Annotated in this window: 19 protein-coding genes; 10 read left to right on the top strand and 9 right to left on the bottom strand. The window is 68.5% G+C overall.

Going from position 1 to position 26,984, the window contains the following annotated elements; all coding sequences use genetic code 11:
• Positions 1-378 (top strand): ribonuclease FAU-1 family protein (locus tag E1261_RS12460; RefSeq protein WP_132406022.1); only part of this gene is annotated, 378 nt, incomplete at its 5' end.
• On the opposite strand, the gene E1261_RS12455 is transcribed toward E1261_RS12460, so the two are convergent.
• Positions 357-1,802 (bottom strand): CocE/NonD family hydrolase, encoded by a 1,446-nt coding sequence (locus E1261_RS12455; RefSeq protein ID WP_238176163.1) that lies wholly within the window; start codon positions 1,800-1,802, stop codon positions 357-359. The genes E1261_RS12460 and E1261_RS12455 overlap by 22 nt on opposite strands.
• Before the next feature lie 169 nt (positions 1,803-1,971).
• Here E1261_RS12455 and E1261_RS12450 point away from each other — a divergent pair, with 169 nt between their 5' ends.
• Both E1261_RS12450 and E1261_RS12445 read left to right on the top strand, forming a co-directional pair.
• On the top strand, positions 1,972-3,879 hold the full coding sequence (locus tag E1261_RS12450; protein WP_132406018.1) for a Na+/H+ antiporter: 1,908 nt from the start codon (positions 1,972-1,974) through the stop codon (positions 3,877-3,879).
• Positions 3,879-4,289 (top strand): HIT family protein, encoded by a 411-nt coding sequence (locus E1261_RS12445; protein ID WP_132406016.1) that lies wholly within the window; start codon positions 3,879-3,881, stop codon positions 4,287-4,289. Before E1261_RS12450 ends, E1261_RS12445 begins: the two co-directional genes overlap by 1 nt.
• Here E1261_RS12445 and E1261_RS12440 read toward each other — a convergent pair.
• Positions 4,286-5,908 carry an alkaline phosphatase D family protein gene (locus E1261_RS12440; RefSeq protein WP_132406014.1) on the bottom strand — a complete coding sequence of 541 codons (1,623 nt, stop codon included), beginning with the start codon at positions 5,906-5,908 and terminating at the stop codon, positions 4,286-4,288. The genes E1261_RS12445 and E1261_RS12440 overlap by 4 nt on opposite strands.
• A gap of 153 nt (positions 5,909-6,061) precedes the next feature.
• On the opposite strand from E1261_RS12440, the gene E1261_RS12435 reads away from it, so the two are divergent.
• Positions 6,062-6,436, top strand: a complete 375-nt coding sequence (locus E1261_RS12435; RefSeq protein WP_132406012.1) for a hypothetical protein — start codon at positions 6,062-6,064, stop codon at positions 6,434-6,436.
• Between the two features lie 30 nt (positions 6,437-6,466).
• Entirely contained in the window at positions 6,467-9,406 is a 2,940-nt protein-coding gene (locus E1261_RS12430) for a S8 family serine peptidase (protein ID WP_165952470.1), read from the top strand.
• On the opposite strand, the gene E1261_RS12425 is transcribed toward E1261_RS12430, so the two are convergent.
• Positions 9,403-9,957, bottom strand: a complete 555-nt coding sequence (locus tag E1261_RS12425) for a HEAT repeat domain-containing protein (protein ID WP_132406008.1) — start codon at positions 9,955-9,957, stop codon at positions 9,403-9,405. The genes E1261_RS12430 and E1261_RS12425 overlap by 4 nt on opposite strands.
• 147 nt (positions 9,958-10,104) lie before the next feature.
• Between E1261_RS12425 and E1261_RS12420 the strand changes: the two genes are divergently transcribed.
• A complete protein-coding gene (locus E1261_RS12420; RefSeq protein ID WP_132406006.1) occupies positions 10,105-10,929 on the top strand; it encodes a zinc metalloprotease in 825 nt (274 codons plus the stop codon).
• Between the two features lie 45 nt (positions 10,930-10,974).
• Here the strand turns inward: E1261_RS12420 and E1261_RS12415 are convergent, their stop codons facing one another.
• On the bottom strand, positions 10,975-11,997 hold the full coding sequence (locus E1261_RS12415) for an aminoglycoside phosphotransferase/kinase family protein (RefSeq protein WP_132406004.1): 1,023 nt from the start codon (positions 11,995-11,997) through the stop codon (positions 10,975-10,977).
• Positions 11,998-12,094: 97 nt separating this feature from the next.
• Here E1261_RS12415 and E1261_RS12410 point away from each other — a divergent pair, with 97 nt between their 5' ends.
• Together E1261_RS12410 and E1261_RS12405 are read left to right on the top strand one after the other, a co-directional pair.
• Complete coding sequence (locus tag E1261_RS12410; RefSeq protein ID WP_165952469.1) at positions 12,095-12,694, top strand: RNA polymerase sigma factor; 600 nt, start codon at positions 12,095-12,097, stop codon at positions 12,692-12,694.
• Positions 12,691-13,821, top strand: coding sequence for a hypothetical protein (locus tag E1261_RS12405; protein ID WP_132406002.1), 1,131 nt, complete (start codon positions 12,691-12,693; stop codon positions 13,819-13,821). The genes E1261_RS12410 and E1261_RS12405 overlap by 4 nt, the downstream gene beginning before the upstream one ends.
• A 48-nt stretch (positions 13,822-13,869) precedes the next feature.
• On the opposite strand, the gene acnA is transcribed toward E1261_RS12405, so the two are convergent.
• From acnA to E1261_RS12365, 5 genes are all read right to left on the bottom strand, one after another.
• On the bottom strand, positions 13,870-16,644 hold the full coding sequence (gene acnA / locus E1261_RS12400; RefSeq protein WP_132406000.1) for an aconitate hydratase AcnA: 2,775 nt from the start codon (positions 16,642-16,644) through the stop codon (positions 13,870-13,872).
• Between the two features lie 147 nt (positions 16,645-16,791).
• Positions 16,792-17,724 (bottom strand): LLM class F420-dependent oxidoreductase, encoded by a 933-nt coding sequence (locus E1261_RS12395; protein ID WP_132405998.1) that lies wholly within the window; start codon positions 17,722-17,724, stop codon positions 16,792-16,794.
• A 10-nt stretch (positions 17,725-17,734) separates the two neighbouring features.
• Entirely contained in the window at positions 17,735-22,018 is a 4,284-nt protein-coding gene (locus E1261_RS46850) for a hypothetical protein (RefSeq protein ID WP_165952468.1), read from the bottom strand.
• A 64-nt stretch (positions 22,019-22,082) separates the two neighbouring features.
• Positions 22,083-23,273 carry a class I SAM-dependent RNA methyltransferase gene (locus E1261_RS12370; protein WP_132405993.1) on the bottom strand — a complete coding sequence of 397 codons (1,191 nt, stop codon included), beginning with the start codon at positions 23,271-23,273 and terminating at the stop codon, positions 22,083-22,085.
• On the bottom strand, positions 23,270-25,300 hold the full coding sequence (locus E1261_RS12365) for an APC family permease (protein WP_132405991.1): 2,031 nt from the start codon (positions 25,298-25,300) through the stop codon (positions 23,270-23,272). The genes E1261_RS12370 and E1261_RS12365 overlap by 4 nt, the downstream gene beginning before the upstream one ends.
• Before the next feature lie 93 nt (positions 25,301-25,393).
• Between E1261_RS12365 and E1261_RS12360 the strand changes: the two genes are divergently transcribed.
• A complete protein-coding gene (locus tag E1261_RS12360; RefSeq protein WP_132405989.1) occupies positions 25,394-26,056 on the top strand; it encodes a potassium channel family protein in 663 nt (220 codons plus the stop codon).
• On the top strand, positions 26,056-26,739 hold the full coding sequence (locus E1261_RS12355; protein ID WP_132405987.1) for a potassium channel family protein: 684 nt from the start codon (positions 26,056-26,058) through the stop codon (positions 26,737-26,739). Before E1261_RS12360 ends, E1261_RS12355 begins: the two co-directional genes overlap by 1 nt.
• The last annotated feature ends 245 nt before the right edge of the window (positions 26,740-26,984 follow it).

The following is a 26,984-nucleotide window of genomic DNA, read 5'->3' as shown; positions in this document are numbered from 1 at the left end:
GTTTCGCAGCGGGGGCATGAGCTGAAGCTGACTGCGGAGGAAGCGCATGTGCAGTTGTTTCCGCGGGGGAAGTGGTTTACGGCGATTTTCAATGATGCGCCGCGGATGACGGAGATCTACTGCGATATCACTACACCGGTGGAGTTCAGTGATGATCGGGTGACGATGATCGATCTGGATCTGGATGTGATCAAGCGGCGGGACGGGACTGTGCTCGTGGATGACGAGGACGAGTTCGCCGAGCACCAGGTGAAGTTCGGGTATCCGGCCGAGATTATTGAGCAGGCGCAGGCTTCTTGTGACTGGCTGGTGAAGGCGGTGGTGAACGATGAGCCGTTCACCAGTGTCTACAAGACCTACCTGGATATGGTGCGGTAGCTGACGGTTGTGTTCTTCAGGAGCAGGGCGCCGGGGAGCGGGGCGCGTTGGCCGGCGAACATGTCGGCTACTGGGGAGACCGTGAGGTAGAGGTTCTGCCCGGCTGGTACGTCGACCGCGATGGCAGGCAGTTCGATCGTACGGCGGACGCCGTGGGCTGCTCGTTTTTCGCGGAGTGGCAAGGTGTTGTTCTGGATGACGCGGGCGGTCAGGGGGCTGGTGCCAACGCTCAGGGCGAGGAACGCTGGGGTGCGCGGGACGATCGTGTAGACGTTGGCGGAGACGCGTGGGGTGCCGGCGACGGTGAGGGGGCCGGCGGCGATCTTCACGTTGACGGGGACACCGACGCCGGTCGGGGTGGCGATCTTGCCCAGTCGGCGCGAAGTGTTCGACACCAAACTACGTTGCGTCAGGCAACGACCGTCGGCGGTGGCGAGGTGGTAGGCGCCGAAGCCGGTGAGACCGGTGGACTGGCCGAGCAACTGGAGTCGAAGGAAACGGACGGCCAGGTCGGCGAAGTTGGGTGAACCGAGAGCGATCGAGCAGGGGTCGCCGGAGGTGCCGTAGCCGGGCGGTACGACGGAGGGCAGTGCGTGGCCGCCGTTGTGGCCGACAAGCAGGGAGCGTGCGCGGGCGCGTGGGGTGAGGGCGCGGTCGAAGTTGGACAGGCCCTCGTTGAGGTTGAACAGGTTGTCGGTGAGGCCCTGCTCAAACAAAACCGGTATGTCGAGCTTTCGGCCCTGCGCGACGTGCCACGCCGGCCCGTTGTGGGCGAAGAAGCGGTCGAGCTCCCGGCCCGCCTTGCCCGTGGGCCAGGCTCCGGTCGCGACCAGGGTGAGGAACGCCTTGCCGATCGACGGCGGCAGGTTCTTGCCGCCGACCGCGTAGAGGCTGCTCAGCCAGATGGTCCGCGCGGTCTCGGACGGGGCCAACGAACGCTTGAGATCCCACCAGGTGATCTCGGGTGCGAGCGCGTCGAACCGGGTCCGGCCGGAGTCGCGGAGCTCCGTGAACGCGCCGGCGAGCTGGTAGCCGCCGCCGTACGAACCTCCGATGGCACCGATCAACGGGTCACCCGGTCGTTGCTTCGTCACCCAATCCAACCCAGCGACGAGGTCGACGAGCTTGATCACGTCGCGGCCCTCGTAGTCGGGGTTCATCACGTGCGCGACGCCGGTGCTCTCACCGAAGCTGCGCTGGTCGAAGCTCAGTACGCCGAAGCCCGCGTCCAGGTGCGCACGGAACTGCCGGATGTCCTTGGTCCGCGAACCGCCCCAGCCGTGGCTGCTGAAGATCAGCGGCACGGTGTGGGTCGCCGAGGCCACGGCGGGTTTGAAGAGCGAGTAGCAGATCCGCACCGGCACCGAAGTCCCAGGCTCGGGGACCGACAGGACGCACCCGGTGGTCACGGTGTCCTCAGCCACGACAGCGACGGCTGGAGCCGGGGCCAGAAGAGCTCCTACAAATCCAAGCGCAGAGAGAACAGAAACCGCACGACGCATGTGATCACTCCCCGTGGTGGACGGATCCCGCTCCGCACACGCTAGACGACAGTGGCGACCGTCGCCAGAGGGAACTGAGACACTGTGCTCCGTGCATATCGCGATCGAGATCGTTGCCCTCGTCGCCGTGGTGGCGGGCGGGGCCGCGCTGGCTCGGCGGATCGGGCTGTCGGCTCCCCTGCTGCTCGTGGTGATCGGGGTCGCCGCGTCCTATCTGCCGTTCGTCCCGCGGGTCGAACTGGAGCCCGAGGTGGTGCTGATCGGGTTCCTGCCCCCGCTGCTGTACTCCGCGGCGATCAAGACCAGCCTGGTCGACTTCACCAAACACCGCCGGTCGATCGGCCTGCTGTCGGTCGGGCTCGTCGCCTTCACCGCGGTCGGTGTCGGCCTGGTCGCCTGGTGGCTGCTCAACCTCGTGGCAGACTCCCAGGGCTACGAGCCTCTCCCCCTGTGGGCCGCGTTCGCGATCGGCGCGGTCATCGCGCCGCCGGATGCGGTCGCCGCGACTGCGATCGCCAAACGGGTGGGTCTCCCCCGGCGCGTGGTCACGATCCTCGAGGGCGAGAGCCTGATCAACGACGCGACCGCGCTCGTCATCCTCCGTACGGCGATCGGCGCGGCACTGGTCGTTCCGACCGTGCTCCACGTCGGCCTCGACTTCCTCCGGGCGGCCGGCGGTGGAGTCGTGATCGGCCTGGTGGTGGCGATCGTGCTGGCCAAGATCCGGAAGCGGTTCACGGACCCAGTGCTGGACACCACGCTCAGCCTGACCGCGCCGTTCATCGCGTACGTCGCGGCCGAGAACCACTACATCCACGCGTCCGGCGTACTGGCCGTGGTCGTCTGCGGCCTGATCCTCGGGCACAAGGCACCGATCATCCAGTCGGCCAAGTCGCGGATCTCGGAGCGGACCAACTGGCGCACCTTCCAGTTCCTGCTCGAGAACACGGTCTTCCTGCTGATCGGCCTGCAGACCCGGTGGATCCTCGACGATCTCGCCGAGAGCCCGCTGCCGGCCTGGCTGATCGCCGCCTCGACGGTCGCCGTCTTCCTGGCCACCGTCCTGCTCCGGCCGATCTGGGTCATCCCGACCACCTACCTGTCCCGCCGGATCCTCGGCCGGTCCCGCCCCGGGCCGGTCTCGTTCAGTGCGCTGATCGTCGTCTGCTGGGCCGGGATGCGCGGCGTGGTCACACTGGCCGCGGTCTTCACGCTCCCGGAGGACACTCCGCACCGCGAGGTGCTGGTCTTCATGGCCCTCGCCGTGACCGGTGGCACGCTGCTCCTGCAGGGCTCCACACTCCCATGGCTGGTACGGCGTTTGCAGCTGCCCGGACCGGATCCCGCGGAGGACGCGCTGCAGGAGGCCGCCGTACTGCAAGGTGCGCATCGGGCCGCGATCGAGAAGCTCGACGAGATCAGTACGCCGGATGATCCGGAGGCCGTTCTCGCGCTTCTGCGCCAGCGTGGGGAGTCGCGCGCGCTGGCCGCGTGGGAGCGACTGGGGCGTCCGGAAACCGAGTACGAGACGCCGAGTGAGGCGTACCGGCGGTTGCGGACGGCGATGCTGGAGGCCGAGCGGGCGCACCTCCTCAAGATCCGCGACGGCGGCCTGGTCGCCGACGAGGTCCTGCAGCGCGCGCAGGCCGCGCTCGACATCGAGGAGTCGCTCCTGGATCGCGACGAGGACGACGACGTCGGCGGCCGCTCCGAGGACTTGCGTCCGCCGGCCTCGGCGAGTGGGGCCTGCGCGCACCTCATCGACGCGCCCGTGGTGGTCACTCCGAACACGCCTGAGGGTTGTGAGGAATGCCTGGCCGACGGCGGTTCCTGGGTGCACCTGCGGTTGTGCCTGGAGTGCGGCCATGTCGGCTGCTGCGATTCTTCGGAGATGAAGCATGCGAGCAAGCACTACGACGAGACCAAGCACCCGGTGATGCGCAGTTTCGAACCCGGTGAGAACTGGCGTTGGTGCTTCGTGGACGAGAAGCTCGGCTGATGGCTGACTGTCTGTTCTGCTCGATCATCGCCGGTACGACGCCGGCGCACATCGTCCTGGACACGCCGGAGCTCGTCGGCTTCCTCGACATCCGTCCGGTGTTCAAGGGACACACGCTGATCGTGCCGCGCGAGCACGTGCCGACGATGGTCGAGCTGACCGATGAGCTGACCGTGCCGTTGTTCGGTGCGGCTCGTCAGGTCGCGGCCGCGGTCCGGAAGGCGTACGACGCGCAGGGTTCCTTCGTTGCCGTCAACAACGTTGTGTCCCAGTCCGTCCCCCACCTCCACGTGCACGTCGTGCCGCGGACGAAGGGGGACGGACTGCGCGGCTTCTTCTGGCCGCGGACGAAGTACGCCGACGATGCGGAGGCCGCCGAGTACGCCGCCAAGCTGCGGGACGTGCTCTAGGGGCGAGCGGTCTCCCAGGCAACGGTGTCCTCGAAGGCCATGGCGCGCGCCGCAGCCGGCGGGGTGTCACCGGTCAGGTTCAGGCCCGGCTTGCGGTCTTCGATGGTGAACTGGGCCCGTGTGAACGCCTGCGCCTCGTGGTCCCGGACCGTCCGCAGCGTGCGGAAGTCGGCGACCATCGACTCGCGGGTGATCGTCGTGTTCACGTAACCGCGCAGGTTGTTCTGGAACCGCAGATGCGGATTCCACTGCAACCACGGGTGCGCCGTCGTACCGGAGTCGGCGCCGTCACCACCGCTCGTGATCGAGGAGCAGACCAGCTCCGACCCTACGGCCGGTGCCGCCGGGTCGTCGTAGTTCAGCTTCAGATCCGAAGCCCAGTGCGCGTGCACGTCACCAGTCAGTACGACGGCATTGCGCACCCGCGCGTCGACCCAGCCGCGGGTGATCCGGTCGCGGGAAGCGACGTACCCGTCCCAAGAGTCCATCGACGTCACCTTCAGCGGACCCTGGTTGTTGTCACGCTGCGCGAAGAAGACCTGCTGCCCGAGGATGTCCCAGCGGGCCTCGGACCGGCGGAAGCCGTCGAGCAGCCACTTCTCCTGCCGCTCCCCCGTGATCGACCGCTTCGGGTCCACCGCCGCGGGGCAGTCCTTGTAGCCGTCACCGCAGCCCTGGTCGTCGCGGTACTGCCGGGTGTCGAGCATGTGGAACGTTGCCAGCTCACCCCACTTCACCCGCCGGAACAGCTGCATGTCGATCCCGCGCGGCTTCGACGACGCGCGCAGCGGCATGTTCTCGTAGTACGCCTGGAAGGCCGCGGCCCGGCGGTCCAGGAACCCTTCCTCGGCCTTCTCCGGGATCTCGTCGGCCCAGTTGTTGTCGAGTTCGTGGTCGTCCCAGACGACCAGCCACGGCGCGACCGCGTGCGCAGCCTGCAGATCCGGGTCGGACTTGTACTGCGCGTGCCGCTGCCGGTACGACGCCAGGTCCGTGGTCTCGGGGCCGTCGTGATCACGGATGTTCCCGCCGGGCGCGACGTACGTGTTCTTCGTGTACTCGTACTGGTAGTCGCCCAGGTGCAGCACCAGGTCCGGCCGGTCCTCGGCCAGCCGCCGGTACGCCGTGAAGTAGCCGTGCTCGAACTGCGAACACGACACGAATGACATCGCCAGCTCGCGCGGGGTGGTCCCGCGAGCCGGTGAGGTCAGCGTACGAGCGGTCGCCGACACATAGCCCTCGGCGCGGAACCGGTAGTAGTACTCCCGTCCCGGCTGCAGACCCTGCACGGTGACGTGGACCGCATGGGCGTGCTCCGGTCGCGCGAACGCGACGCCGGCCCGGACGGTGTGATGGAAGCGCCGGTCGGTGGCGACCTGCCACTGGACGGCGTAGGCACGGTTCGGCATTCCGCCGAGTCCGTCCGGCGCGGTCGGATCGACAGCGAGCCGGGTCCACAACACGAACCCGTCGGGCCACGGGTCACCGCTCGCGATACCGAGCGTGAACGGATCCTGCCGGACAGGCGTCGCCGCCGCGGTGGCCGGAGCGGTCAGGCCGGCGACCACCGCGCTGGACGCCAGACCGGCTTTCAGGACTGATCTTCGCGAAGTCTCCATGCGCCGAACGCTTCCCACCGCGAGCAGCCAGCGGTTGACCGAGAGGTGGCCAACACATGACAGAAATTGACGAAAGCTGTATTTAAGGCTGGCTGAAGAAGCTCCGGCACGATGTGATCGCGGTCGAACCCGGCCGCTGACGAGGGGGTCGTCATGGGGTGGATCCGGTGTGGGCTGTTCGCTGCGGGACTGCTGATCGTTGCGTCCTGTACGACGGGGACGGGCAGCTCACCTTCGGCCCCACCCTCAGCCGTGCCCGACGTCCGCGTGATCGTCACCCTGGCCGGGGACTTCCGGCCCGAGGGTGAACTGGGGGATCAGGCGCGCCGTGCACAACGCACCGCGATCCGGGCCGCGCAGGACGCCGTACTGGCTGAACTTCCGGCCGCTGGCGTCCAGGTGAACCGGCGGTACGACGCTGTCCCGCAACTGGCGTTGTCCGTCGACGCGACCGCCCTCGACCTGCTGCGGCGCTCACCCCGAGTGGCTGCCGTGCAGGAAGACACCGCCCAGTCTCAGTCCGGCTGAGACACCACAACACCCATGGGGGGAACGACAATGCAGATCCGAAGACTGCTCGCTGCGCTGGCCTTGGCCGGTCTGGCAGCGGGCGTCACTCAGGTTCCGGCGCAGGCCGCGACCGATCCGACGACACCCAGTGAACAAGCGCTGATCGACAAGGCCGATGACGAGGGCACCACGCGCGTGATCGTCCGCGTCGACCAGATCGCTGACAAACAAGAGGTTCTGGACAACATCGACCAGGGCACGGCGGAACAGAACCGAACCTACCGGTCGTTCCCGCTGCTCGCCCTCGATGCCGACAAGGCGGCGCTGACCGAGCTCGCGGCCGACCCGAGCGTCGTGTCGATCCAGGAGGACACGGTCGGGTCGCCGACGCTGGCCGAGAGCATTCCGTTCATCCGGGCCAACACGGTGCACCAGCTCGGGTTCACCGGCGCCGGGCAGACCGTTGCGATCCTTGATACCGGCATCGATCGGGACCACCCGTACTTCGGCAGCCGGATCGTCTCCGAGGCCTGCTACTCCAGCACGAGCGGCACGAACGAGGTCTCGCTCTGCCCGAACGGCACAGCCAGTCAGACCGGTGCCGGCTCCGCCGATGCCGAGACCGCGAACTGCCTCGACGGCACGAACAACATTTGCGACCACGGCACACATGTCGCCGGGATCGCAGCGGGCGCGTCGGCCGGTGTGACCGGTGCTCCGGGCAACGGTGTGGCTCCGGGCGCGAACATCATCGCGATCCAGATCTACCACCGCAGCAACACCGGCTGCGACGGCAACCCGCCGTGTCCGCAGTTCTACACCTCGGACTTCATCGCCGGGCTGCAGCGCGTCTACGACCTGCGCAATACCTTCACCATCGCATCGGCGAACCTCAGCGGCGGTGACGACACCAACCAGACAACGGCCTGCGACGCCAACGCTTCCAAGGCTTCCATCGACCTGCTGCTCTCGGTCGGCATAACGACGACCATCTCGTCGGGTAACGAGTCGCACCCGAACGGAGTCGGCGCACCGGCGTGTGTCTCGACCGCAGTCACCGTCGGAGCGATCGGAGTCAATGCCAGCGGCAACGAAGTCGACAGTCCCGCCAACTACTCGAACCGTGGTCCGCGGCTCGACCTGTTCGCTCCCGGTACGTCGGTGCGCTCATCGATCCCGGACGACACCTGGGCCACCTTCGACGGTACGTCGATGGCGGCTCCGCATGTGGCCGGGGCGTTCGCGGCCCTGCGGCACGCCTACCCGAACGCCACCGCGGCCACCCTGCTCGGGTACCTGCGGGACACCGGCGTCAACATCACCTACGCGACCAGCCCGACGACCAACGCGACCACGCCGCGGATCGACCTGCTGGCCGCCCTGCAGCAGGGCAACAACCCGCCGACCGTGAGCGCCGACCACAGCACGGTGACGGTCAACGAGGGCACGACGGCCGGCAATGCCGGTGGTTTCGGTGATCCCGAAGGCCGGCCGGTCGCGCTGTCTGCGTCCAGCGGGACCGTCATCAACGCGGGTGGCGGGCGCTGGTCCTGGACTGCGAGCACCAGCGACGGTCCGGCCCAGAGTCGCGACGTCACCATCACCGCGACCGACGACAAGGGTGAGACCGCGACCACGACGTTCCGCCTGAACGTCAACAACGTTGCTCCAAGCATCGTCATCGCGCCCGGGCAGCCGGGTTCGACGACGGAAGGCGCGTCGTACGGGGTCAACGCGACGTACTCGGATCCTGGCTCCCTGGACACGCACACGGCCCAGATCGAATGGGGTGACGGTACGACGACGGGCGTGCCGGCCACGCTCGGCCAGGTCAGCGGCAGTCACACGTATGCCGACAACGGCGGCTACACCGTCAAGGTCACCGTGACCGATGACGACGGTGGCACGAGCTCGGCGTCGTTCCCGGTAGTCGTCAGCAACGTCGCTCCGGTCGTGACGATCGATCCGGCACAGGTGAAGACGATCACCGAGGGCTCGACGCTCGCGGCGAAGGCGTCGTTCGTGGATCCGGGTTCGGCTGACACACACACGGCGAGCATCGACTGGGGCTTCGGCGCTCCGACCGCTGGTTCGCTGCTGGGCACGACCGTCACCGGCAGCCGGGCCTACGGCGACAACGGCTCGTTCAGTGTCGGCGTCAAGGTGACCGACGACGACGGTGGCAGCGGTACGGCGACCTTCCCGGTGCAGGTGACGAACGTGGCGCCGACCGCGGTGATCGACGAATCCGGGGCGACGGTCGTGAACGGCGTACCGACGTTCATCGCGCACAGTGGGCAGCCGATCGACTTCACGGGCCGGTCGACGGATCCGGGGAGTGACGACCTCGCGCTCAGCTGGAGCTGGGGTGACACGACCAACTACCTGGTCAACCCGCCCGGCACCGATCCGGCGAACAGCCCGAGTCTGCAGCCGCGCGACGTGACGGACGCGAAGTCGCATGCGTTCGGCTCGGCGTGCAACTACGACGTCGGCTTCACGGCGCGCGACGACGACGGTGGTTCGAGTGCGGACTCGGCCAAGGTCATCGTGCAGGGCAACGCGCACCTGACCCGGATCGCACCGCTGTGGTACCTGCAGACCCGCGCCGGTCTGCGGCTCCCGCCGGTCGACCTGCCGGTGAGCACGGTCAACTGCTACCTGCAGGTGGCGCAGCACATGAGCCCGGTCTTCTCCGAGGCTCGTGACGTCTCGACGATGGCCAAGGCGCATGCCGTCCTCAACATCCAGCTGCTGAACCCGAAGGCCGAGTTCGACCGGCAGGCGTTGACCGCCTGGCTCAACTTCGCCGACGGTTCGTTCGACCTCAGCAGCGGGGTGGACACCAACCTGGACCTGCGGCCGGACAGCACGTTCGGCGCAGTGATGGCACAAGCCGAGGCGATCCGGCTCAACCCGGCGTCGACCAACCACCAGATCCGGCAGCAGATCCTGCTGCTGGAGAAGCTCAACACTCTGGGGGGCTAGGTCATAGGGCGGTCCAACCGCTCACTGAGTTTGACCAAGGCACGCTCAACGGCGACCCGGACTGTATGGTCCGGGTCGCCTGCCAGCGCCTCAACCGCCTCGGCATGCTCGTACTCCCCCGCTGCCCCGATCGCCCGGACGGCGGCCGCCCGCACCCGCGGCAACTCGTGCTCCAGCATCGGGAGCAACGCGTCGACCAGTTGGCCGAGCTCTCGTTGCGCAGTGATCCGAGCGACGTGTTCACGCACTCGCCAGGCCGGATCATCCGCCACCGCCAGCAGCGCATCCACCACGTCGTCCCGCCAGACGTAGAGGAAGACCCGCGCGGCCCAGACCCGGATCCAGTAGTAGTTGACCGGGTCGACCGGCTGACTCCAGCCGCCCGGATTCGCCGAGCCGGTCAGCGCGGCCAGCTTCGGCAGCTCCTCGCCGTACGCCGCTTCTCCGGAGATCTCGCCGGTCAGGAACGCGACCGCCCAGTCGATCACCGTGTCTTCGCCGTGCGCGGCAACGGCTGCCTGCACCACGTCGCGCGGATGGTCCTGAGTCATGAGTTCAGTAAATCCCGTCGTACCGACAATTTCCGGCACCGGCAGCAATCGACCTGCCGGTCCATCTGCCTGTTCGGTTGCCACCCGAACCGCTGCAATCAAAGCGTCCGGTGGCAACCGCGCCGCCGGATCACAAGGGAGGGAACGATGAGGCAAGCAGTACGCATCAGTGCGGTACTCGCCGCCGGCGGGCTCGTGGTGCTGGCAGCAGCCGGCACCAGCAGCGCCCAGCCGAGTGACGCCCAGGCCGCGTCTACCCGCACGGCAACCCCGGCAGCACCTGCTGCCGACGATCACTCGGACACCGTCTATGTGACCGGCAAGGCCAAGGACGGCACAGTGTCCGTCACCATCTACGATCCGGCAGAAGGCGTGTCGCCGGATCAACTGCGCGACATGCTCCGGCGGAGCGGGGTGACCGGCATACTGGCGAAAGGCCAGGAGCCGCCCACCGCCCAGCCTGGGCAGAAGGTCAACCAGCCACTCGCCTGTCTGAGCTACGGAACTGCTCGGGAGTGGTGTGACCACCGGTGGAGCTACGGCGCCTACCGCGACCCGCAGGTCTACTTCCTGGACCACACATCGTCCGCCTGGCCCGTCACAGCCGCGGTGAACGACTGGTACCAGGCAGTCGGCATCGACGCCTACTACCGCTGGCACACCGCCGGCTGCCCTGGGGGCACGCACTGCGTGCACGTCTACAACGGCGCCTACGGCGCCACCGGCTGGTACGGCCTGACCACCTGGTCGCCTGGAACCCAGGGACCGGTGACGGTGCAGCTCAACGACAGCTACCCGCTGAGCGCGAACCAGCACCGCACGATCGCCTGCCACGAGCTCGGCCACGCACTGTCTCTCGCCCACAACACCAGTACATCCAGCTGCCTGTACTCGGGCACCTACATCTCACTCCGTCCGAACAGCGACGACTACAACCTCCTGCCGCGGATCTACCCGCTCTCCGGCACCTGAGTTAGCTGAAGGGGGCCGGCCGGTTGTCCACCGGTCGGCCCTCTGTCACGCCAGCAGCCGGGCCCAGTCGTCGAGTTCGCGCAGGATCCGTGGCAGGTGCTCGGCGGCGTCGTGGAGCGAGCGGGTGCAGAACGCGACCTGCTCCGCGCTCTCGTCGCGGTGTCCCAGCGCCACCCACAGACACCAGGCAGTGAAGCTGAGGTGCCCGACAAGCAGCCCGGCGAAGGCCGTCGCATCGGCCGGCCCGGCCGGGCCGCCGTGCTCCCGGTAGGCGCCGATCAGCGACCGAACGATCCGAGGGTCCCCGCCCGCGATGCTCCGCTCGTCGGGAGCGGCCAGCCGGACGGCGTTGCTCACCGCGTCCCACCAGGCGACATCGGCGGTCGCGGACTCCCAGTCGATCAGTACCAGTCCGGTCGGGGTGGCGAGGATGTTGGCCCGGGCAGCGTCTCCGTGGGTCATCGTCAGGGGCGGGCGGTTCCGGTATGCGTCGGCGACCAGGTCTGCCGAGTCCTCGACCACTCCGAGCACGGCGCGAGCGGCCCCGCCGAGCGCCGGGTCCGCCGTACCTTCGGCCTCCCGGACCCAGTCCCGCCACTCGTCCAGCGGGTGGACCGGCGACGCGTCTGCGTTCTGGTCGACCGCCACGTCCAGCCGGGCGATCCGGGCCAGCACGCCGCCGAGCCAAGGGGCCAGCTCCTCGTCGGGGACCCGGGCGTCTCGCAGATCGCGACCCTCCACCCAGGTGGTCACCCGGACGAGATCGCTGGCGTCCGGCGGCGCGTACCAGAAGCCCACGCTCGGCTCTGGCGGTTGGACTGGGTGCGGCATGGGGATGCCGGCCGCTGCGGCGGCGCTCTCCAGCCTGTGCACGGTCCAAGCCTTCGTACGCTGCCACTCCGCGAGATCGGGGCGGTCGGCGACGCTGTCGTGCTTGACCACCCAGCGTCCCTTCGTCGTGGACACGACGCGAGTGACGGCGGGGCGGTCCCCGTTGGCCAGCGGGCGGTCCTCCAGGACCGGCCCGAGGTCGAACGCGTCGGCAACCTGCTCGGCGTTGATCGGCATCCGGGGAGTGTTCCACGCGCCGAGCCGGCGGGCGATGCAATTTCGGCCGGCAGGAATGACCTGAGACGCCGCGCATACTGCCGGACATGGACAAGGTATGACGTCTCCCCCGAGTCCACCCGTCCCGCTACCGATCAGGTTGCGGCCGACGGCCGAGGACGAGTTCCGGGAGCTGTTCGAGCAGAACTTCCGGGAGTTGCTGGGCTATGCGCTGCGTCGCTGCGGCTCCGCCGACGACGCCGCGGACGTCGTGGCCGACACCATGCTGGTTGCGTGGCGCCGGTTCGATGAGGTGCCGGCCGACGGTACGGCGAGGCTCTGGCTGTACGGCGTCGCCCGCCGGGTGCTCGCGAATCACCGGCGCGGGGTGCAGCGGCGGGACCGGCTCGGTGAGCGACTGCGGGTGGAGCTGGAGGACGTCGTACCGGACCATGCCGACGGGGTCGAGGCGAACGCCGTACTGATTGCTGCTCTGGACGGGCTGAGTGAGACCGATCGTGAACTACTGATGCTCACCACGTGGGAGAGCCTCGATCCTCAGGAGGTGGCCGTGGTGCTCGACGTACCGGCGCGGGTGGTTCGGACCCGGTTGCACCGGGCGCGCGGGCGGTTGCGAAAACGCTTGGGAGACGCCTTCGCGGATCACGGACATGTACGGGATGACAGAGCACTGCGACCAGCTCAGGAGGAGCGATGAACGACCGCGAACTCGACCGGCTGCTCGCACGGGCCAACCCGTTCGGCGACGACAGCGTCCGGCACCTGCCGACCGACCGCGCCGAGTCCGAACTGCTGGAGGAGATCTTGACCACCACCGAACCCGCCACCCGGCCGCGGCCGAGCAGGCGCCGCCGATTCGCCATCGGCGCGGCCGCCGCGGTTGCCGTTGCGGCAGCGGTCGCCGTCGTGGGCGCCGTACTGCCCAAGGACAGTCCGGTCGCGCCGTTCGTGGCCCCGCAACCGGCGTACGCCGCGGAGCTCCGTGCGATCGCCGAGGCCAACGAGCGGATCCTGATCGACGACCCGGCCTGGAAGATCAGCCAGGTTACCGAGCTCACCAAGGATTCGGGGGATCTGGAGTTCGCCAACGGAGACAAGACCTTCGACCTCACCTGGTACCCGACCAAGGAGTACAAGTCCCGCTTCGACGGCTGGGCCCATGACGCGGTCTCCCGCACCGAGGTCCAGGTGCTCGGGCAGACGGGCACCCTGTTCCGGCACGCTCCACCGGCCGCAAACACGCCGCGCAAGTACCCGCCGACTCCCATCCCCAAGGAGAACTTCAAGATCGTCTTCATGCTGCCCTCGAAGGGCGCGACGTACGTGCAGTTCGACGCCGACCTCGGCTCCGAGGAGGCCTACCGGGAAATCCTCGGCAAGCTGAAGAAGGTCGACGTCAACACCTGGCTCGGCGCGATGCCCGAATCGGTCGTGAAGCCGGAGAATGTTCGGGCGTCCGTCGACGGCATGCTCGCCGATATCACGGTACCGAAGGGCTTCAACAAGGCACCGCTGTACAAGGAGACCGTGATCGGGCGGTACCAACTCGGCGCTCGAGTGACCGCCGCGGCGTCCTGTGCGTGGCTCGACCAGTGGAGCGCCGCGACGAAGTCCGGTGACAAGGCCAAGGCAGCCGAGGCCGTGAAGGCCATGCAGGGCAGCAAGTCCTGGAAGATCCTGCACGAGATGCAGGCCGAGGGCTGGCTCCACGAGCACATCTGGCACCTTGCCGACGAGATCGCCGGCAAGGTCAAGCCGGAGTCCAAGACCGGCAAACCTGCCTACGACTACCAGGAAGGCCTCAGCTGCAACCGATTCCGCTAAACGAGAAAGGGCCGACCGGAGTGCAGTCCGGTCGGCCCTTCCGTTTGATCAGTTGGCGATCAGGGAGCGGAGGACGTACTGCAGGATGCCGCCGTTGCGGTAGTAGTCCGCCTCACCGGGGGTGTCGATGCGGACGACCGCGTCGAACTCCTTGACCTCGCCCGCCGGCGACGTCGCGGTGACGTGCACGGTGCGCGGGATCGAACCGTCGTTCAGCGCGGTGACGCCGCTGATGTCGAAGGTCTCCTCGCCGGTCAGACCGAGCGACTCCGCGTTCTCGCCCTCGGGGTACTGCAGCGGGAGCACGCCCATGCCGATCAGGTTCGACCGGTGGATGCGCTCGAAGGACTCCGTGATCACGGCCCGCGCGCCGAGGAGCGCCGTACCCTTGGCTGCCCAGTCGCGCGACGAACCCGAGCCGTACTCCTTGCCGGCCAGGATGACGAGCGGGATGCCGGCCTCGGCGTACGCCTCGGAGGCTTCGTAGATGCTCGTCACCGGGGCGTCGGCCTTGGTGAAGTCGCGGGTGAAACCGCCCTCGGTGCCCGGTGCGATCTGGTTGCGCAGCCGGATGTTCGCGAACGTGCCGCGAATCATCACCTCGTGGTTGCCACGCCGCGAACCGTAGGAGTTGAAGTCCTTACGGTCGATGTTGTGGTCGGCCAGGTACTTGCCCGCCGGGCTGTCGGCCTTGATCGCACCGGCCGGCGAGATGTGGTCGGTCGTCACCGAGTCGCCGAGCTTGGCGAGCACCCGGGCCCCGGCGATGTCGGTCACCGGCGACGGCTCGTGCGCCATCCCGTCGAAGTACGGAGGCTTCCGCACGTAGGTCGACTCGGGGTCCCACGCGAAGGTCTTGCCCTCCGGCGTCGGCAGCGACTGCCAGCGCTCGTCACCGGCGAACACGTCGGCGTAGTCCTTGGTGAACATCTCCTTGGTGATCGAGCTCGCGATCACGCTCTCGACGTCCGCCGTGGTCGGCCAGATGTCCTTGAGGAACACGTCGTTGCCGTCCGTGTCCTTGCCCAGGGCATCGGTCTCGAAGTCGAAGTCCATCGTGCCGGCCAGCGCGTACGCGATCACCAGCGGCGGGCTCGCCAGGTAGTTCATCTTCACGTCCGGGTTGATCCGGCCCTCGAAGTTGCGGTTGCCGGACAGCACCGACACCACCGCCAGATCGGCCGCCTGGACGCCGGCCGATACAGCCTCCGGGAGCGGGCCGGAGTTCCCGATACAGGTCGTGCAGCCGTAACCGACCAGGTGGAAGCCGAGCTTCTCCAGGTACGGCGTGACGCCGGCCTTCTCGTAGTAGTCGGTGACGACCTTCGACCCGGGGGCCAGTGACGTCTTCACCCACGGCTTGGAGGCGAGCCCCTTGTCGACCGCGTTCTTGGCCAGCAGCGCGGCGGCCATCATCACCGACGGGTTGGACGTGTTGGTGCAGGAGGTGATGGAGGCGATCACGACGTGGCCGTGGTCGAGCTCGATCTCCTGGCCGTCCAGGGTGATCTTGGTCTTCTTGGTCGCACGATCCTTGCTGGCGGCAACCTCGTGCGGGTTGTCGTCGACGTTGCCGTGCCCGTTCGGCGCGTCGCTGGCCGGGAAGCTCCCGGTCTCCGACGGGTCGACCTCGAGCTCCTCGACGGCGTAGTCGACGAGCACGCCGCGGAAGCCTTCCTTGGCCTCGCTCAGCGCGACCCGGTCCTGTGGGCGCTTCGGTCCGGCGATCGACGGTACGACGGTCGACAGGTCCAGCTCGAGGTACTCCGAGAACCGCGGCTCGATGGCGGGGTTGTGCCACAGGCCCTGCTCCTTGGCGTAGGCCTCGACGAGCGCGACCTCGTCGTCGCCGCGGCCGGTCAGGCGCAGGTACTCCAGCGTGATGTCGTCGATCGGGAAGATCGCACAGGTCGAGCCGAACTCCGGGCTCATGTTGCCGATGGTGGCGCGGTTGGCCAGCGGCACCGCGGTCACACCGTCGCCGTAGAACTCGACGAACTTGCCGACCACACCGTGCTTGCGCAGCATCTGGGTGATCGTCAGTACGACGTCGGTCGCGGTCGCGCCGGCCGGAACCGAACCGGTCAGCTTGAAGCCGACCACCTTCGGGATCAGCATGCTGACCGGCTGGCCGAGCATCGCGGCCTCGGCCTCGATACCGCCGACGCCCCAGCCCAGCACGCCGAGGCCGTTCACCATCGTGGTGTGGCTGTCGGTGCCGACGCAGGTGTCGGGGTACGCCTGGCCGTTGCGGACCATCACCGTGCGCGCGAGGTGCTCGATGTTCACCTGGTGCACGATGCCGGTGCCCGGCGGGACGACCTTGAACTCGTCGAACGCGGTCTGGCCCCAGCGCAGGAACTGGTACCGCTCGCGGTTGCGCTCGTACTCCAGCTCGACGTTGCGCTCGAACGCGTCCTGACGGCCGAAGACGTCGATGATCACCGAGTGGTCGATGACCAGCTCGGCCGGCGCCAGCGGGTTGATCTTGGTCGGGTCACCCCCGAGCTCGGCGACCGCCTCGCGCATCGTGGCCAGGTCGACCACACACGGCACGCCGGTGAAGTCCTGCATGATCACCCGGGCCGGGGTGAACTGGATCTCCGTGTCCGGAGCCGCGTTCTGGTCCCAGTTGCCGAGTTTGCGGATGTGGTCGGCGGTGATGTTCGCGCCGTCCTCGGTGCGCAGCAGGTTCTCCAGCAGCACCTTGAGGGAGTAGGGCAGCGTCTCCGCCCCCTCGATACCCGCCAACCTGAAGATCTCGTACGACTGTCCGTTGACCTCGAGTGCCCCCTGGGCACCGAAGCTGTCGACGCTCGCCATCAACCTGCTCCTCTATCCGGTCCAGTTCCGCTGAGGCCCATCCTTCCGGGCCCCCGGCCCGGCCACGAGGTCAGGTAAACCTAACCTGGTGGCGGGGAAGTCTCTCGACATCAAGATACACGACATCGAGTCACTTTCTCGAATGAATCAGGAGACCTGGGGAAGAACGTCCGACGCGATCAGGTCGAGGTGGTCCAGGTCCTGCAGATCCATGATCTGCACGTACTGGCGCTGCGACCCTGCCGCCGCGAACTCGCCCAGGCGCTCGACCACCTCGGCCGGCGTACCGGCGATGGCGCCCTTCCGGAGCTCGTCGACGTCCCGGCCGATGGCATCCGCCCGGCGCTTCACCTCGGCATCGTCCTTCCCGACGACGACGGTGTGTGCGGTCGACAGGTTCAGCGTCTGCGGGTCGCGACCGGCCGCCGTACAGGCTGCTCGGACGCGATCGAACATCGCTTTCGTCTCCTCCGGCGAGCGGAAGCCGGCGTTGAACTCGCTCGCGTACTGCGCGGCCAGGGCCGGCGTCCGCTTCTTGCCTGCGCCGCCGACGATGATCGGCGGGTGCGGCTGCTGGACCGGCTTCGGCAGGGCCGGGGAGTCGGTGAGCTGGTAGTGCTCGCCCTGGAAGTTGTACTTCTCCCCCACCGGTGTGTCCCACAGCCCGGTGATCAGTGCGAGCTGCTCGGTCAGCAGGTCGAACCGGCCCGGAGTGTCCGGGAAGTCCAGGCCGTACGCCGTGTGCTCCGCCTCGAACCACCCGGCACCGAGCCCGAGCTCCGCGCGACCGCCACTCATCTGGTCGACCTGCGCGACCGTGATCGCGAGCACGCCGGGGTTGCGGAAAGTGGCCGAGCTGACGAGGGTTCCGAGCTTGATGCGCTGGGTCTCGCGGGCCAGGCCGGCGAGCGTGATCCAGGAGTCGGTCGGGCCCGGCAAGCCGTCGCCGTCGCCCATCACGAGGTAGTGGTCGGAGCGGAAGAACGCGTCGAAGCCGTTCTCCTCGGTCTTCCGGGCGACCGCGAGGAGATCGTCGTACGAGGCGCCTTGCTGGGGTTCGGTGAAGATCCTGAGAAGCATGCGGACAACGCTATCTCGCGTTGGTGTACAGCTTCTCCACGTACGACGGCTGCCACTGCGGATCACGCGCTGCCAGGCGACGGGCCAGGTTGCCGACGTCCAGTCGCGACTCGACCGGGGTGTCCCACCAGTCGGGCACCTGGTCGTACCAACGGTCGATCCGCAGCGTGCGGCCGGCCGCGTCGAACCGCGCGAACAACCAACCGCCATGCTCGCCTTGCGCCTCGGTCAGCCAAAGATCGCCGAGCAGTCCGCTGAGCTTGTCGGCCGCGAACTCGGGGTCGTCGACCTCGGGAGGCTCCAGATCGAACCGGTACGACGGCGTGCCCGGATCGAGCACCTGCACCTGAATCGTGAACCCCGATGGCACGATCGCGGTCCGCGCCCGGCACCAGGCGTGGAGCGCATCGAACGCCGGTGACCTCTTTGGCCGCGGTCGCGTCTGCTCGCGCTCGGCGCGCATCGCTTCCTCGAGCGAGCCGGGCACCAACTCGACGGCGGGCCCATCGGATCCCACCAACCCAAGCCCCGGGATGGACATCCCACCCACACCAGCCAACGCCCCCAGCACTGCTGCCGCCGGCTTCTGCGCGTGGTCTTCGTCCCCGAAACGCTCATCCTCGAAGACCGCCGGGATCACCCCGGTCGGCTCATCCGAATCCTCCGGCCACTCCTCGTCGTACTCCAGGTGCCCGTTCTGTGCGTGCTCCAGGTGCTCGTTCTGAGCGTGCTCCAGGTGCCCGTTCTGTACGTGCTCCAGGTGCTCGTTCTGAGCGTGTGGCTCCGCGGCATACCGGTCGTCGTCGGACTGGGACCGAGTATCAACAGGCATGCCGGCCGCAACCTCAGGCGCACGAGTCAACGCATCCGAGGCAGCAGTGGGCTGCCACGGGTTGCGCTCGCCACCCGCCTGCTGCCCGGCCTCAACCGCCGCGATAACCCCAGTCGGCTCATCCTCGGACGCAACCGGACGCGGCTGCGCATCCGGCCACGGAGACGGCTCACTCGGCTCAGGCACAGGCCCCGGCTCAGGCGGCGGCACCGGCTGGGGCACCGGCTCCGGCTCAGGCCGAGGCATCGGCTCAGGCGTCGGGTACGGCGTCGGGTCCGGACCGGGGTAAGGCGTCGGATCGGGATCCGGGTACGGCGTCGGCACCGGACCGGGGTACGGATTCGGCTCAGGTGTCGGGTACGGCGTCGGATCCGGAGCGGGGTACGGCGTGGGATCCGGGCCCGGGTAAGGCGTCGGATCGGGACCTGGGTACGGCGTGGGATTCGGCCCGGGGTACGGATTCGGCTCAGGCGTCGGGTACGGCGTCGGATCCGGGCCGGGGTACCGCGTCGGCTCCGGACCGGGACGCGGCGTCGGACCGGGGCGCGGCGTCGGATCGGGGTACGGCGTCGGTTGGGGGTGCGGCGTTGGCTCCGGACCGGGACGCGGAGTCGGATCTGGAGCAGGGTACGGCGTTGGATCCGGAGCGGGTGTGGGATCCGGAGCAGGGGTCGGTTCTGGTGTCGGATGCGGGTACGGATCCGGCTGTGGCTCGGGCGTCGGACGGGGGTACGGATCCGGGCCGGGTGCGGGATACGGGTCGGGGCCCGGTGCCGGGCGCGGATCCGGGGACGGATGAGGCGTGGGCGCAGGCTGCGGATCCGTGGGCTGCGGCCAGGGACCCGGCTGCGGGTGAGGCTCAACCTGAGCTTCAGGGTATTGATCCGTCGAGGCTTCGACGATCACCGGGATCTCAGCGGTCTCGTCGTCCAGCTCAGCGTCCTGGGCGAACTGGCTTCCCTCGACGGGCTCATCCGACCGGCCCGCAGTTGGACCGCCCTCGTGCGAGTCGGCCGACTGACGTGTGAGCGGCCCGGCCTCGGCAAATGCGGCTGGTGTCGGCGCAAACGGGTTTCCGCCGACGGGCTCGCCGTGCTGCCCGGCGAACGGGCTCGCCTCGGCGGCCTCACCAGGGTGCTGCGCGAACGGACTTTCCTGCGGAGCACTCGGGTAGGCGGGATTCGGCGGGTACTGGTCGGACGGCGTACGGGCTGGCTCGGTCGGGCGCTGTGCGGGCGGAGCTGTGTCGACCGCCGCAGGGTTCGCTGCCTGGGGCTGACTTTGGTGGGGCGCGAAGGGGCTGGCCGTGCTTGCGGTCGGCTCGGGGCGATCCGGAGCGGCGGGCGGCGGCGTGGGATCGGCTGGCTGGCCGGTGGGGTCGGTTGCCGGGAGAGCGAAGGGCGACGGGCCGGTGAAGGAGGCCGGCTCGTCGGCGGGGACTACGGCGATCTCGGCGGTGGGCGCCTCGTCGTCATCGGCAAATGCAGTAGCCGGGCTGTCCTCGGGGAACGCAGGAGCCGGGCTGCTGGGTTCGTGGCTCGAGAAGTCGAGCGCCGAGGCGGTCGGGTACTCGGCGGCCGCCGTACCAGGCGTGCTGGGTCCTGCGGTGTTCGCCGCTCCAGGTGCGCTGGGTCCTGAGGTGCTCGCCGCTCCAGGCGTGCTGGGTCCTGCGGTGTCCGCCGCTCCAGGTGCGCTGGGTCCTGAGGTGCTCGCCGCACCAGGCGCTGCAGGGTTTGCGGAGCCGGGCGCCGCCGGAGGGCCGGCGGGGCTGGAGGCAGACCCGTTGGGGGCCGGCGGGGATTCGACCCATTCGCCGTCGATCCAGGCAGGGCCGTCCCAGCCGTTCGCCTGGCCGGCGTCCGGCGGCGAACCATCCGCGGGCCCGGACGGGGGAGCGAACGGTGAGTGAGCTGCCGTCGCATCGGGGTCACCCGGGGCGTACGCCGCCCTTCCGTCCGCAGCCGGCGCCGGCGCAAACGGCGAATGCGCAACCGTCGCCTCCGGATCCGACCCGGGAGCAAAGGGCGCGTGCGCAGCCGTTGCGTCTGGATCCGAGGCGGGAGCGAACGGGGAGTGGGCTGCTGTCGCGTCCGGGTCGATGGCTGGGCGTTCGGCGGTTGCGTCCAGGTCGGAGGGCGCCGGCGCGAACGGCGACTGGCCGACGGGTCCACCCTGCCCCGACGGTTGGGCGGGGGGTGCCGTGTCTTGGAAGGGGGTGTATTCGTTGGTGGCGTCGGCGTCGGACCAGACGGGTTGTTCGGCGGTTTCCCAGTCTTGGTCGGGCGTGGGGGTTGCGGGGGTGTCGGCGAAGAGGCTGGCGTAGAAGTCGTCGCCCTCGTGGCGGCCGTCGCCTACGCGTGGGGGCTCCGAGGAGGGCAGGCGGTTGTACGGGAGGCCGTTGTCGGGGACGTCCGTCGGGACGTACGAGCCGAGCGCCGGAGCGGCGGGTTGGGCGGCCGGCGCCGGCGGTTCGTCCTGTTTACGGCGGCGGAGCCAACCCTGCTTCTTGCCGACAACGCCGTACTCGTCGGGCTTCGGTGTGTCGTCACGACCGAAAGGCACCTGCTGGTACGCCGCGGGCTGACCGGACTCGAGCGGAATACCACCGGTGTCGGTGGTGATCGGCTGCCCGGTGAACGGGCTGATACCAGGCGGAACGACGAAGGATTCCTCGTCGTACCCCGCCCGTCCGTCGTCGCGTGCTCCAGTCACGCCAGGCTCAACGACCGAACCCACACCCACGTCAGGCCCGGACGGAAACTTTTCCGCGACTGCAAGATTCGGCACTCCAGCCGGCGGCGTGTCATCGAGATCCACAGCAGGCGCCCCACCGGGCATGAACTCCCGGGCCGCCGCCACCCCGACCGGAATGTTCGGCTGCACCGGCGACCGCGGGTCGATGGCGAACGGCGCGAAGAACGCGCTCAGCGCCTCCGGCGTAATGGCACCGCCGGTCCGGATCAGCGCGATACCGGCCGGGAGCAACTCGTCGAGACCGCCGAGGTAGTCGGCCCACTCGGCGACCCACTCGATCATCTCGCGGGCGGAGTCCTCCTCGGAGGTGATCCAGCCGCCGATCTGCAGGAAGCCGTCCGGCACCGGCTCCCACGGGTCACCCTCGTACGCCGCGCGCGCCCAGGTGCCGTTGAAGGCGCCGTAGACGAACCCCAGCTCCCCCGCCGCGAGCCGCTGCCGCACCTCGGGCTGGCCGATCCACTCAGGCGATCCGGCCAGCAGGTCCGAGCCTGCGGTCTGGCTGTGCTGAGTCTGGTAGCCGAACAGCACCGCCCGGCCGTCGCCGAGAGGCTGGAGGCGCAGGATCGAGCCGGTCTCGTCCTGGTGGTAGCAACCGCCGGCATCGGCGTACCACCGCCGGTCGAAACCGGTGGCGTGAGACACGGCGGCCAGCGCGCTCCAGCGAGCGCGCAACTCCTCCGGGTCGTCGAGATCAACGAGCGGCATTCAGGTCTCCAGCGCATTGGAATCCAGACCCAGCACGCTACCCGAGCGTTCGGACAGTCACCACTCAGCTGTCCACAGGCTGCAACACCGCGACGCACTCGATGTGGTGTGTCATCCCGAACAGATCGAATGCCCGCAGGGACGCGATCCCGTACCCGAGCCGCCCGAAGGTCTTCAGATCCCGCGCCAACGCCGCCGGGTCACACGCCACATACGCAATCCGCCGAGGCGAGAGCGCGGCAATTCGCCGTACGACGTCCTTCCCGGCACCCGTCCGTGGCGGATCCAGCACGACCAGGTCGACGTGCTCGAGCCCCTGCCCGGCCGCGGTGTTGAGCACCCGGTCCACGTCACCGGCCTCGAGGGTCACGCTCGGCAGGTCGTGCAGGTTGCGCCGCGCGTTCTTGACCGCGTCCTTGTCACCCTCCACCGCCAGCACCGTGCAGCCAGCCTCGGCCAGGAAGGCCGCAAACAGCCCTACACCGGAGTACAGGTCCAGAGCCGACTCCCCGGCCACAGGCTCCAGTCCGCTCATCACAGCGTCCACCAGCGTCTCCGGAGCGGCCGGGTGCACCTGCCAGAAGCCACCGGCCTCCACCCGGAACCGCCGGTTCCGCACAACCTCGACAACCCGGCCAGCTGGCGTCGAGTCGGTCAGTACGGCGGTCTTGCCCTCAGACGACACCACCGCCTGCACGGAGGTCGCTCCCGGCCACCGCTGCCCCAGCACATCCGGAGTCGCCGGGTGGGCGATCAGACACTGGTCGATCGGGATCAGCTCGTGGGAACGGTGTGCACGCATCCCCGGTCGGCCGTCGACAACGGCGTACCGCTGTCGTGTCCGCCAGCCGAGCCCCTCATCCCCTGGTGACTCCATCACCACCGTCCGCTCGATCCCACCGATGCGCCGGAGCGTGTCGGAGACCACGGTGGCCTTCAGACGGCGCTGCTCGACGATGTTGGCGTGCTGGAAGTCGCAACCACCGCACAACCCAGGACCGGCGTACGGGCACGGCGGCTCGATGCGCTGCGGTGACGGCGTCAGCACCTGTACGGCGTCAGCCCGCAGGTACTTCGCGGTCTGCTCGGTGATCCGGGCATGCACCAGCTCACCCGGGAGCGCGTGGCGGACGAAGACGACCTGTCCTTCGTACCGCGCCACGCAGTGGCCGCCGTGCGCCACTGGTCCTACTTCGACCTCAACCACCGTACCGACGATGCTCTCGGCTGTGTTTTCGGCGTTTTCGGCTGTCACCGATCTCCTGACGACTTGCGGGCCCCGCGGCGTACCTGTCCGGCCACTCGTTCCTCCCGGTCCTGCCGCTCCTCCGCAGCCTGCGACGAGATCAGCTGGTAAGGAACGGACGTAACCATGACACCAGGTGTGAACAAGAGCCGCCCCTTGAGCCGCAGTGCGCTCTGGTTGTGCAGGGCGTGTTCCCACCAGTGTCCGACCACGTACTCGGGGATGTAGACCATCACCACGTCCCGCGGCGACTGCCTGCGGATGTCCCGCACGTACTGCAGGATCGGCCGGGTGATCTCCCGGTACGGCGACGCGAGGCGCTTCAGCGGGATCGGGATCCCCATCCGGTCCCACTCCGCCTGGAGTACGTCGGACTCGGCGCGGTCGACGTCCACCGTGACCGCCTCGACCGTGTACGGCCGGGCCGCCTTGGCGAAGGCCAGCGCCCGCAGGGTCGGCTTGTGCAGCTTGGAGACCAGCACGATCGCGTGCACCCGGGACGGCAGCATCAGCGTCTCGTCACCGTCGACAGCCGTCTGCTTACCGACCGTGTCGTAGTGCCGCCGGATCCCCTTCATCAGCAGGAAGAGCACCGCCATCGCGATGATCGCGATGTAGGCGCCGTGGGTGAACTTGGTGATCAGCACGATCACCAGGACGACAGCGGTCATCGTGAGACCGACCGTGTTGATCACCCGGGACCGCATCATCTGCCGGCGCTTGCCGCCGTCGGTCTCGCTCTTCAGGTGCCGGGTCCAGTGCCGGATCATGCCGAACTGGCTGAGCGTGAAGCTGACGAACACCCCGACGATGTAGAGCTGGATCAGCTTGGTGACCTCGGCGTCGAAGGCGATGATCAGCCCGATCGCGCAGAGCGCCAGCACGATGATGCCGTTGCTGTAGGCCAGCCGGTCGCCGCGGGTGTGCAGCTGCCGCGGCAGGAAACCGTCGCGAGCCAGGATCGATCCCAGGACCGGGAAACCGTTGAACGCCGTGTTCGCGGCCAGCACGAGGATCAGCATGGTCGCGCCGATCACCAGGTAGAAACCGGGAGGGAAGTTCGAGAAGACCGAATCGGCGATCTGAGCGATCACGGTCTTCTGGGCATAACCGCTGCCGACCGGCTGACCGTCGGGACCCAGCAGCTGCGTCGCGGGGTCCTCGGCGAACCGCAGCCGGATCTTGTCGGCCAGGAACAGGATGCTCATCAACATCGTGACCGCGATCGTGCCGAGCAGCAGCAGCGTGGTCGCCGCGTTCTTGCTCTTCGGCTTCCGGAACGCCGGTACGCCGTTGCTGATCGCCTCGACACCGGTCAGTGCGGCACACCCCGAGGAGAACGCCCGGGCCAGCAGGAACACCCCTGCGAGCCCGCTGAACACCTCGTGTCCCGGTTCGGGCCGAACCTCGTACTGGGCGCTCTCGGCCATCGGCAGGTCGCCGAACGAGTATCGAATCACGCCCCACAGCGACATGCCGATCACCGCGGCCATGAAGATGTACGTCGGCGTTGCGAAGAACGCCCCGGACTCCCGGACACCGCGCAGGTTCATCGCGGTCAGCAGCAGCACCAGCCCGACCCCGACCGGCACCTCGTGGCCGGCCAGGAACGGGAGCGCGGACTTCGCGTTCTGCACCCCCGACGAGATCGACACGGCCACGGTCAGCACGTAGTCGACCATCAGCGCGCTGGCCACGGTCAGACCGGCCGTCGGACCGATGTTGACCGTGGCGACCTCGTAGTCGCCACCGCCGGACGGGTAGGCGTGCACGTTCTGCCGGTAGGACGCGACCACGACGAGCATCACGAACGCGACCAGCAGGCCGATCTTCCAGGAGAAGCTGTAGGCGGCCAGACCGGCCAGGGACAGGGTCAGGAAGATCTCGTCAGGTGCGTAGGCGACCGAGGACAGAGCGTCACTGGCGAACACCGGAAGGGCGAGCCGCTTGGGCAAAAGCGTCTCACCCAGCTGGGTGCTGCGCAGTTTGCGACCGAGCAGCAGCCGTTTACCGATATCGCCGAGAGCGGGAGTCACACGGGAGATGTTAGAGGCAGCCCCGGTCCGGTGTAGCGTCTATCCCTGCCGAACCGACCATTGTGCCCCGACGGGGCAAGGAGTGATCAGCGAGTGCACGTCGTCATCATGGGGTGCGGCCGCGTCGGCTCGACGCTGGCGAGAAACCTCGAGAAGCGCGGCCATACGGTTGCGATCATCGACCAGTCCGCCGACTCCTTCCGCCGGCTGAGCCCGAACTTCACCGGCCGCACGGTCACCGGGATGGGCTTCGACCGCGAGGTGCTCATCGACGCCGGGATCGAGGAGGCCGAGGCGTTCGCCGCGGTCTCCAACGGCGACAACTCGAACATCCTGGCCGCGCGCGTCGCCCGGGAGAACTTCGGGATCGGCAACGTCGTGGCCCGGATCTACGACCCCGGCCGCGCCGAGGTCTACCAGCGGCTCGGCATCCCCACCGTCGGCACGGTCCGCTGGACGGTCGACCAGATGATGCGCCGGCTGCTGCCCGAGGGTTCGGAGCCGGAGTGGCGCGACCCGTCCAACACGGTCCGGCTCGCCGAGGTGCACGTGGCCTCGGAGTGGGTCGGCCGGCTGGCCTTCGACATCGAGAAGGCCACCGGTGCCCGGGTCGCGTTCCTGACCCGGCTCGGCGAGGGCGTGCTGCCCAAGGCCGACACGGTCATCCAGGAGGGCGACCTGGTCCACGTCGTGATGCTGGAGCGGGACGCCGCCGCGATCGAGACCCAGCTCGGCACCAAGCCTGAGGAGCTGTGATGCGGGTAGCCATCGCCGGGGCCGGCCAGGTCGGCCGGTCGATCGCCAGCGAACTGCTGGACAACGGCCACGAGGTCCTCCTGATCGACAAGGACCCACGGGCAATCAAGGCCGAGTCGGTCCCGCGCGCCGAGTGGCTCCTGGCCGACGCCTGCGAGCTCTCCTCCCTGGAGGAGGCCGCGTTGCAGCGCTGCCAGGTGGCCATCGCCAGCACCGGCGACGACAAGGTCAACCTGGTCGTCTCCCTGCTCGCCAAAACCGAGTTCGGCGTCCCCCGAACCGTTGCCCGGGTCAACCACCCCCGCAACGAGTGGATGTTCAACGAGGCCTGGGGCGTCGACGTCTCCGTCTCCACCCCCCGCATCATGTCCGCCCTGGTCGAAGAGGCAGTCTCCGTAGGAGACCTGGTCCGCCTCTTCACCTTCCGCCAAGGCGACGCCAACCTCGTGGAGCTCACCCTCCCCGAGGACTCCCCCATGATCGGCCGCCGAGTAGGCGACATCGACTGGCCCCTCGACACCGCCCTGGTCGTCATCCTCCGCGAAGGCCGAGTCCTCCGCCCGGACCTGGACGGCACCCTCGAACTCAACGACGAGCTCCTCTTCGTAGCCGCCGACGAAACCGAAGAACAGCTCGAAGACATGCTCTCCCCCCACCACCACCGAGGCCGGGACCGCACCTAGCCACCAGGCGCCCGGCACCACCCCCGGGCGCCCACGGGCGAACGCCGTACAAGACCACCTGGCCCAAGCCGGTACGACGTTGAGCACGGATCAACCACGTGCGCGCCCAGCAGGCGGTTGATCGGTGCTCAAGGTGCCCCAACCGCTCGACCTTGAGCACGGTTCGACCATTTCGGCGGGGGCCAGATGGTTGGTGGAGTCTCAAGGTGACTCCCGCCCCGCGACCTCAGGTCGCCGGGCCGTCC

Source organism: Kribbella albertanoniae (assembly GCF_004348455.1).
GTDB lineage: Bacteria > Actinomycetota > Actinomycetes > Propionibacteriales > Kribbellaceae > Kribbella > Kribbella albertanoniae.
The sequence above is the reverse complement of the archived record's forward strand: the minus strand, read 5'-3'. Positions and strand labels throughout refer to the sequence as shown.

What these genes read in the sequence shown, in the direction of transcription:
- E1261_RS12440 (WP_132406014.1), bottom strand. Translation starts at nt 5,908, where the DNA reads ATGGAGACTTCGCGAAGATCAGTCCTGAAAGCCGGTCTGGCGTCCAGC.
- E1261_RS12395 (WP_132405998.1), bottom strand. Translation starts at nt 17,724, where the DNA reads ATGCTTCTCAGGATCTTCACCGAACCCCAGCAAGGCGCCTCGTACGAC.
- E1261_RS12415 (WP_132406004.1), bottom strand. Translation starts at nt 11,997, where the DNA reads ATGCCGATCAACGCCGAGCAGGTTGCCGACGCGTTCGACCTCGGGCCG.
- E1261_RS12410 (WP_165952469.1), top strand. Translation starts at nt 12,095, where the DNA reads ATGACGTCTCCCCCGAGTCCACCCGTCCCGCTACCGATCAGGTTGCGG.
- E1261_RS12420 (WP_132406006.1), top strand. Translation starts at nt 10,105, where the DNA reads ATGAGGCAAGCAGTACGCATCAGTGCGGTACTCGCCGCCGGCGGGCTC.
- E1261_RS12405 (WP_132406002.1), top strand. Translation starts at nt 12,691, where the DNA reads ATGAACGACCGCGAACTCGACCGGCTGCTCGCACGGGCCAACCCGTTC.
- E1261_RS12355 (WP_132405987.1), top strand. Translation starts at nt 26,056, where the DNA reads ATGCGGGTAGCCATCGCCGGGGCCGGCCAGGTCGGCCGGTCGATCGCC.
- acnA (WP_132406000.1), bottom strand. Translation starts at nt 16,644, where the DNA reads ATGGCGAGCGTCGACAGCTTCGGTGCCCAGGGGGCACTCGAGGTCAAC.
- E1261_RS12445 (WP_132406016.1), top strand. Translation starts at nt 3,879, where the DNA reads ATGGCTGACTGTCTGTTCTGCTCGATCATCGCCGGTACGACGCCGGCG.
- E1261_RS46850 (WP_165952468.1), bottom strand. Translation starts at nt 22,018, where the DNA reads ATGCCGCTCGTTGATCTCGACGACCCGGAGGAGTTGCGCGCTCGCTGG.
- E1261_RS12425 (WP_132406008.1), bottom strand. Translation starts at nt 9,957, where the DNA reads ATGACTCAGGACCATCCGCGCGACGTGGTGCAGGCAGCCGTTGCCGCG.
- E1261_RS12430 (WP_165952470.1), top strand. Translation starts at nt 6,467, where the DNA reads ATGCAGATCCGAAGACTGCTCGCTGCGCTGGCCTTGGCCGGTCTGGCA.
- E1261_RS12435 (WP_132406012.1), top strand. Translation starts at nt 6,062, where the DNA reads ATGGGGTGGATCCGGTGTGGGCTGTTCGCTGCGGGACTGCTGATCGTT.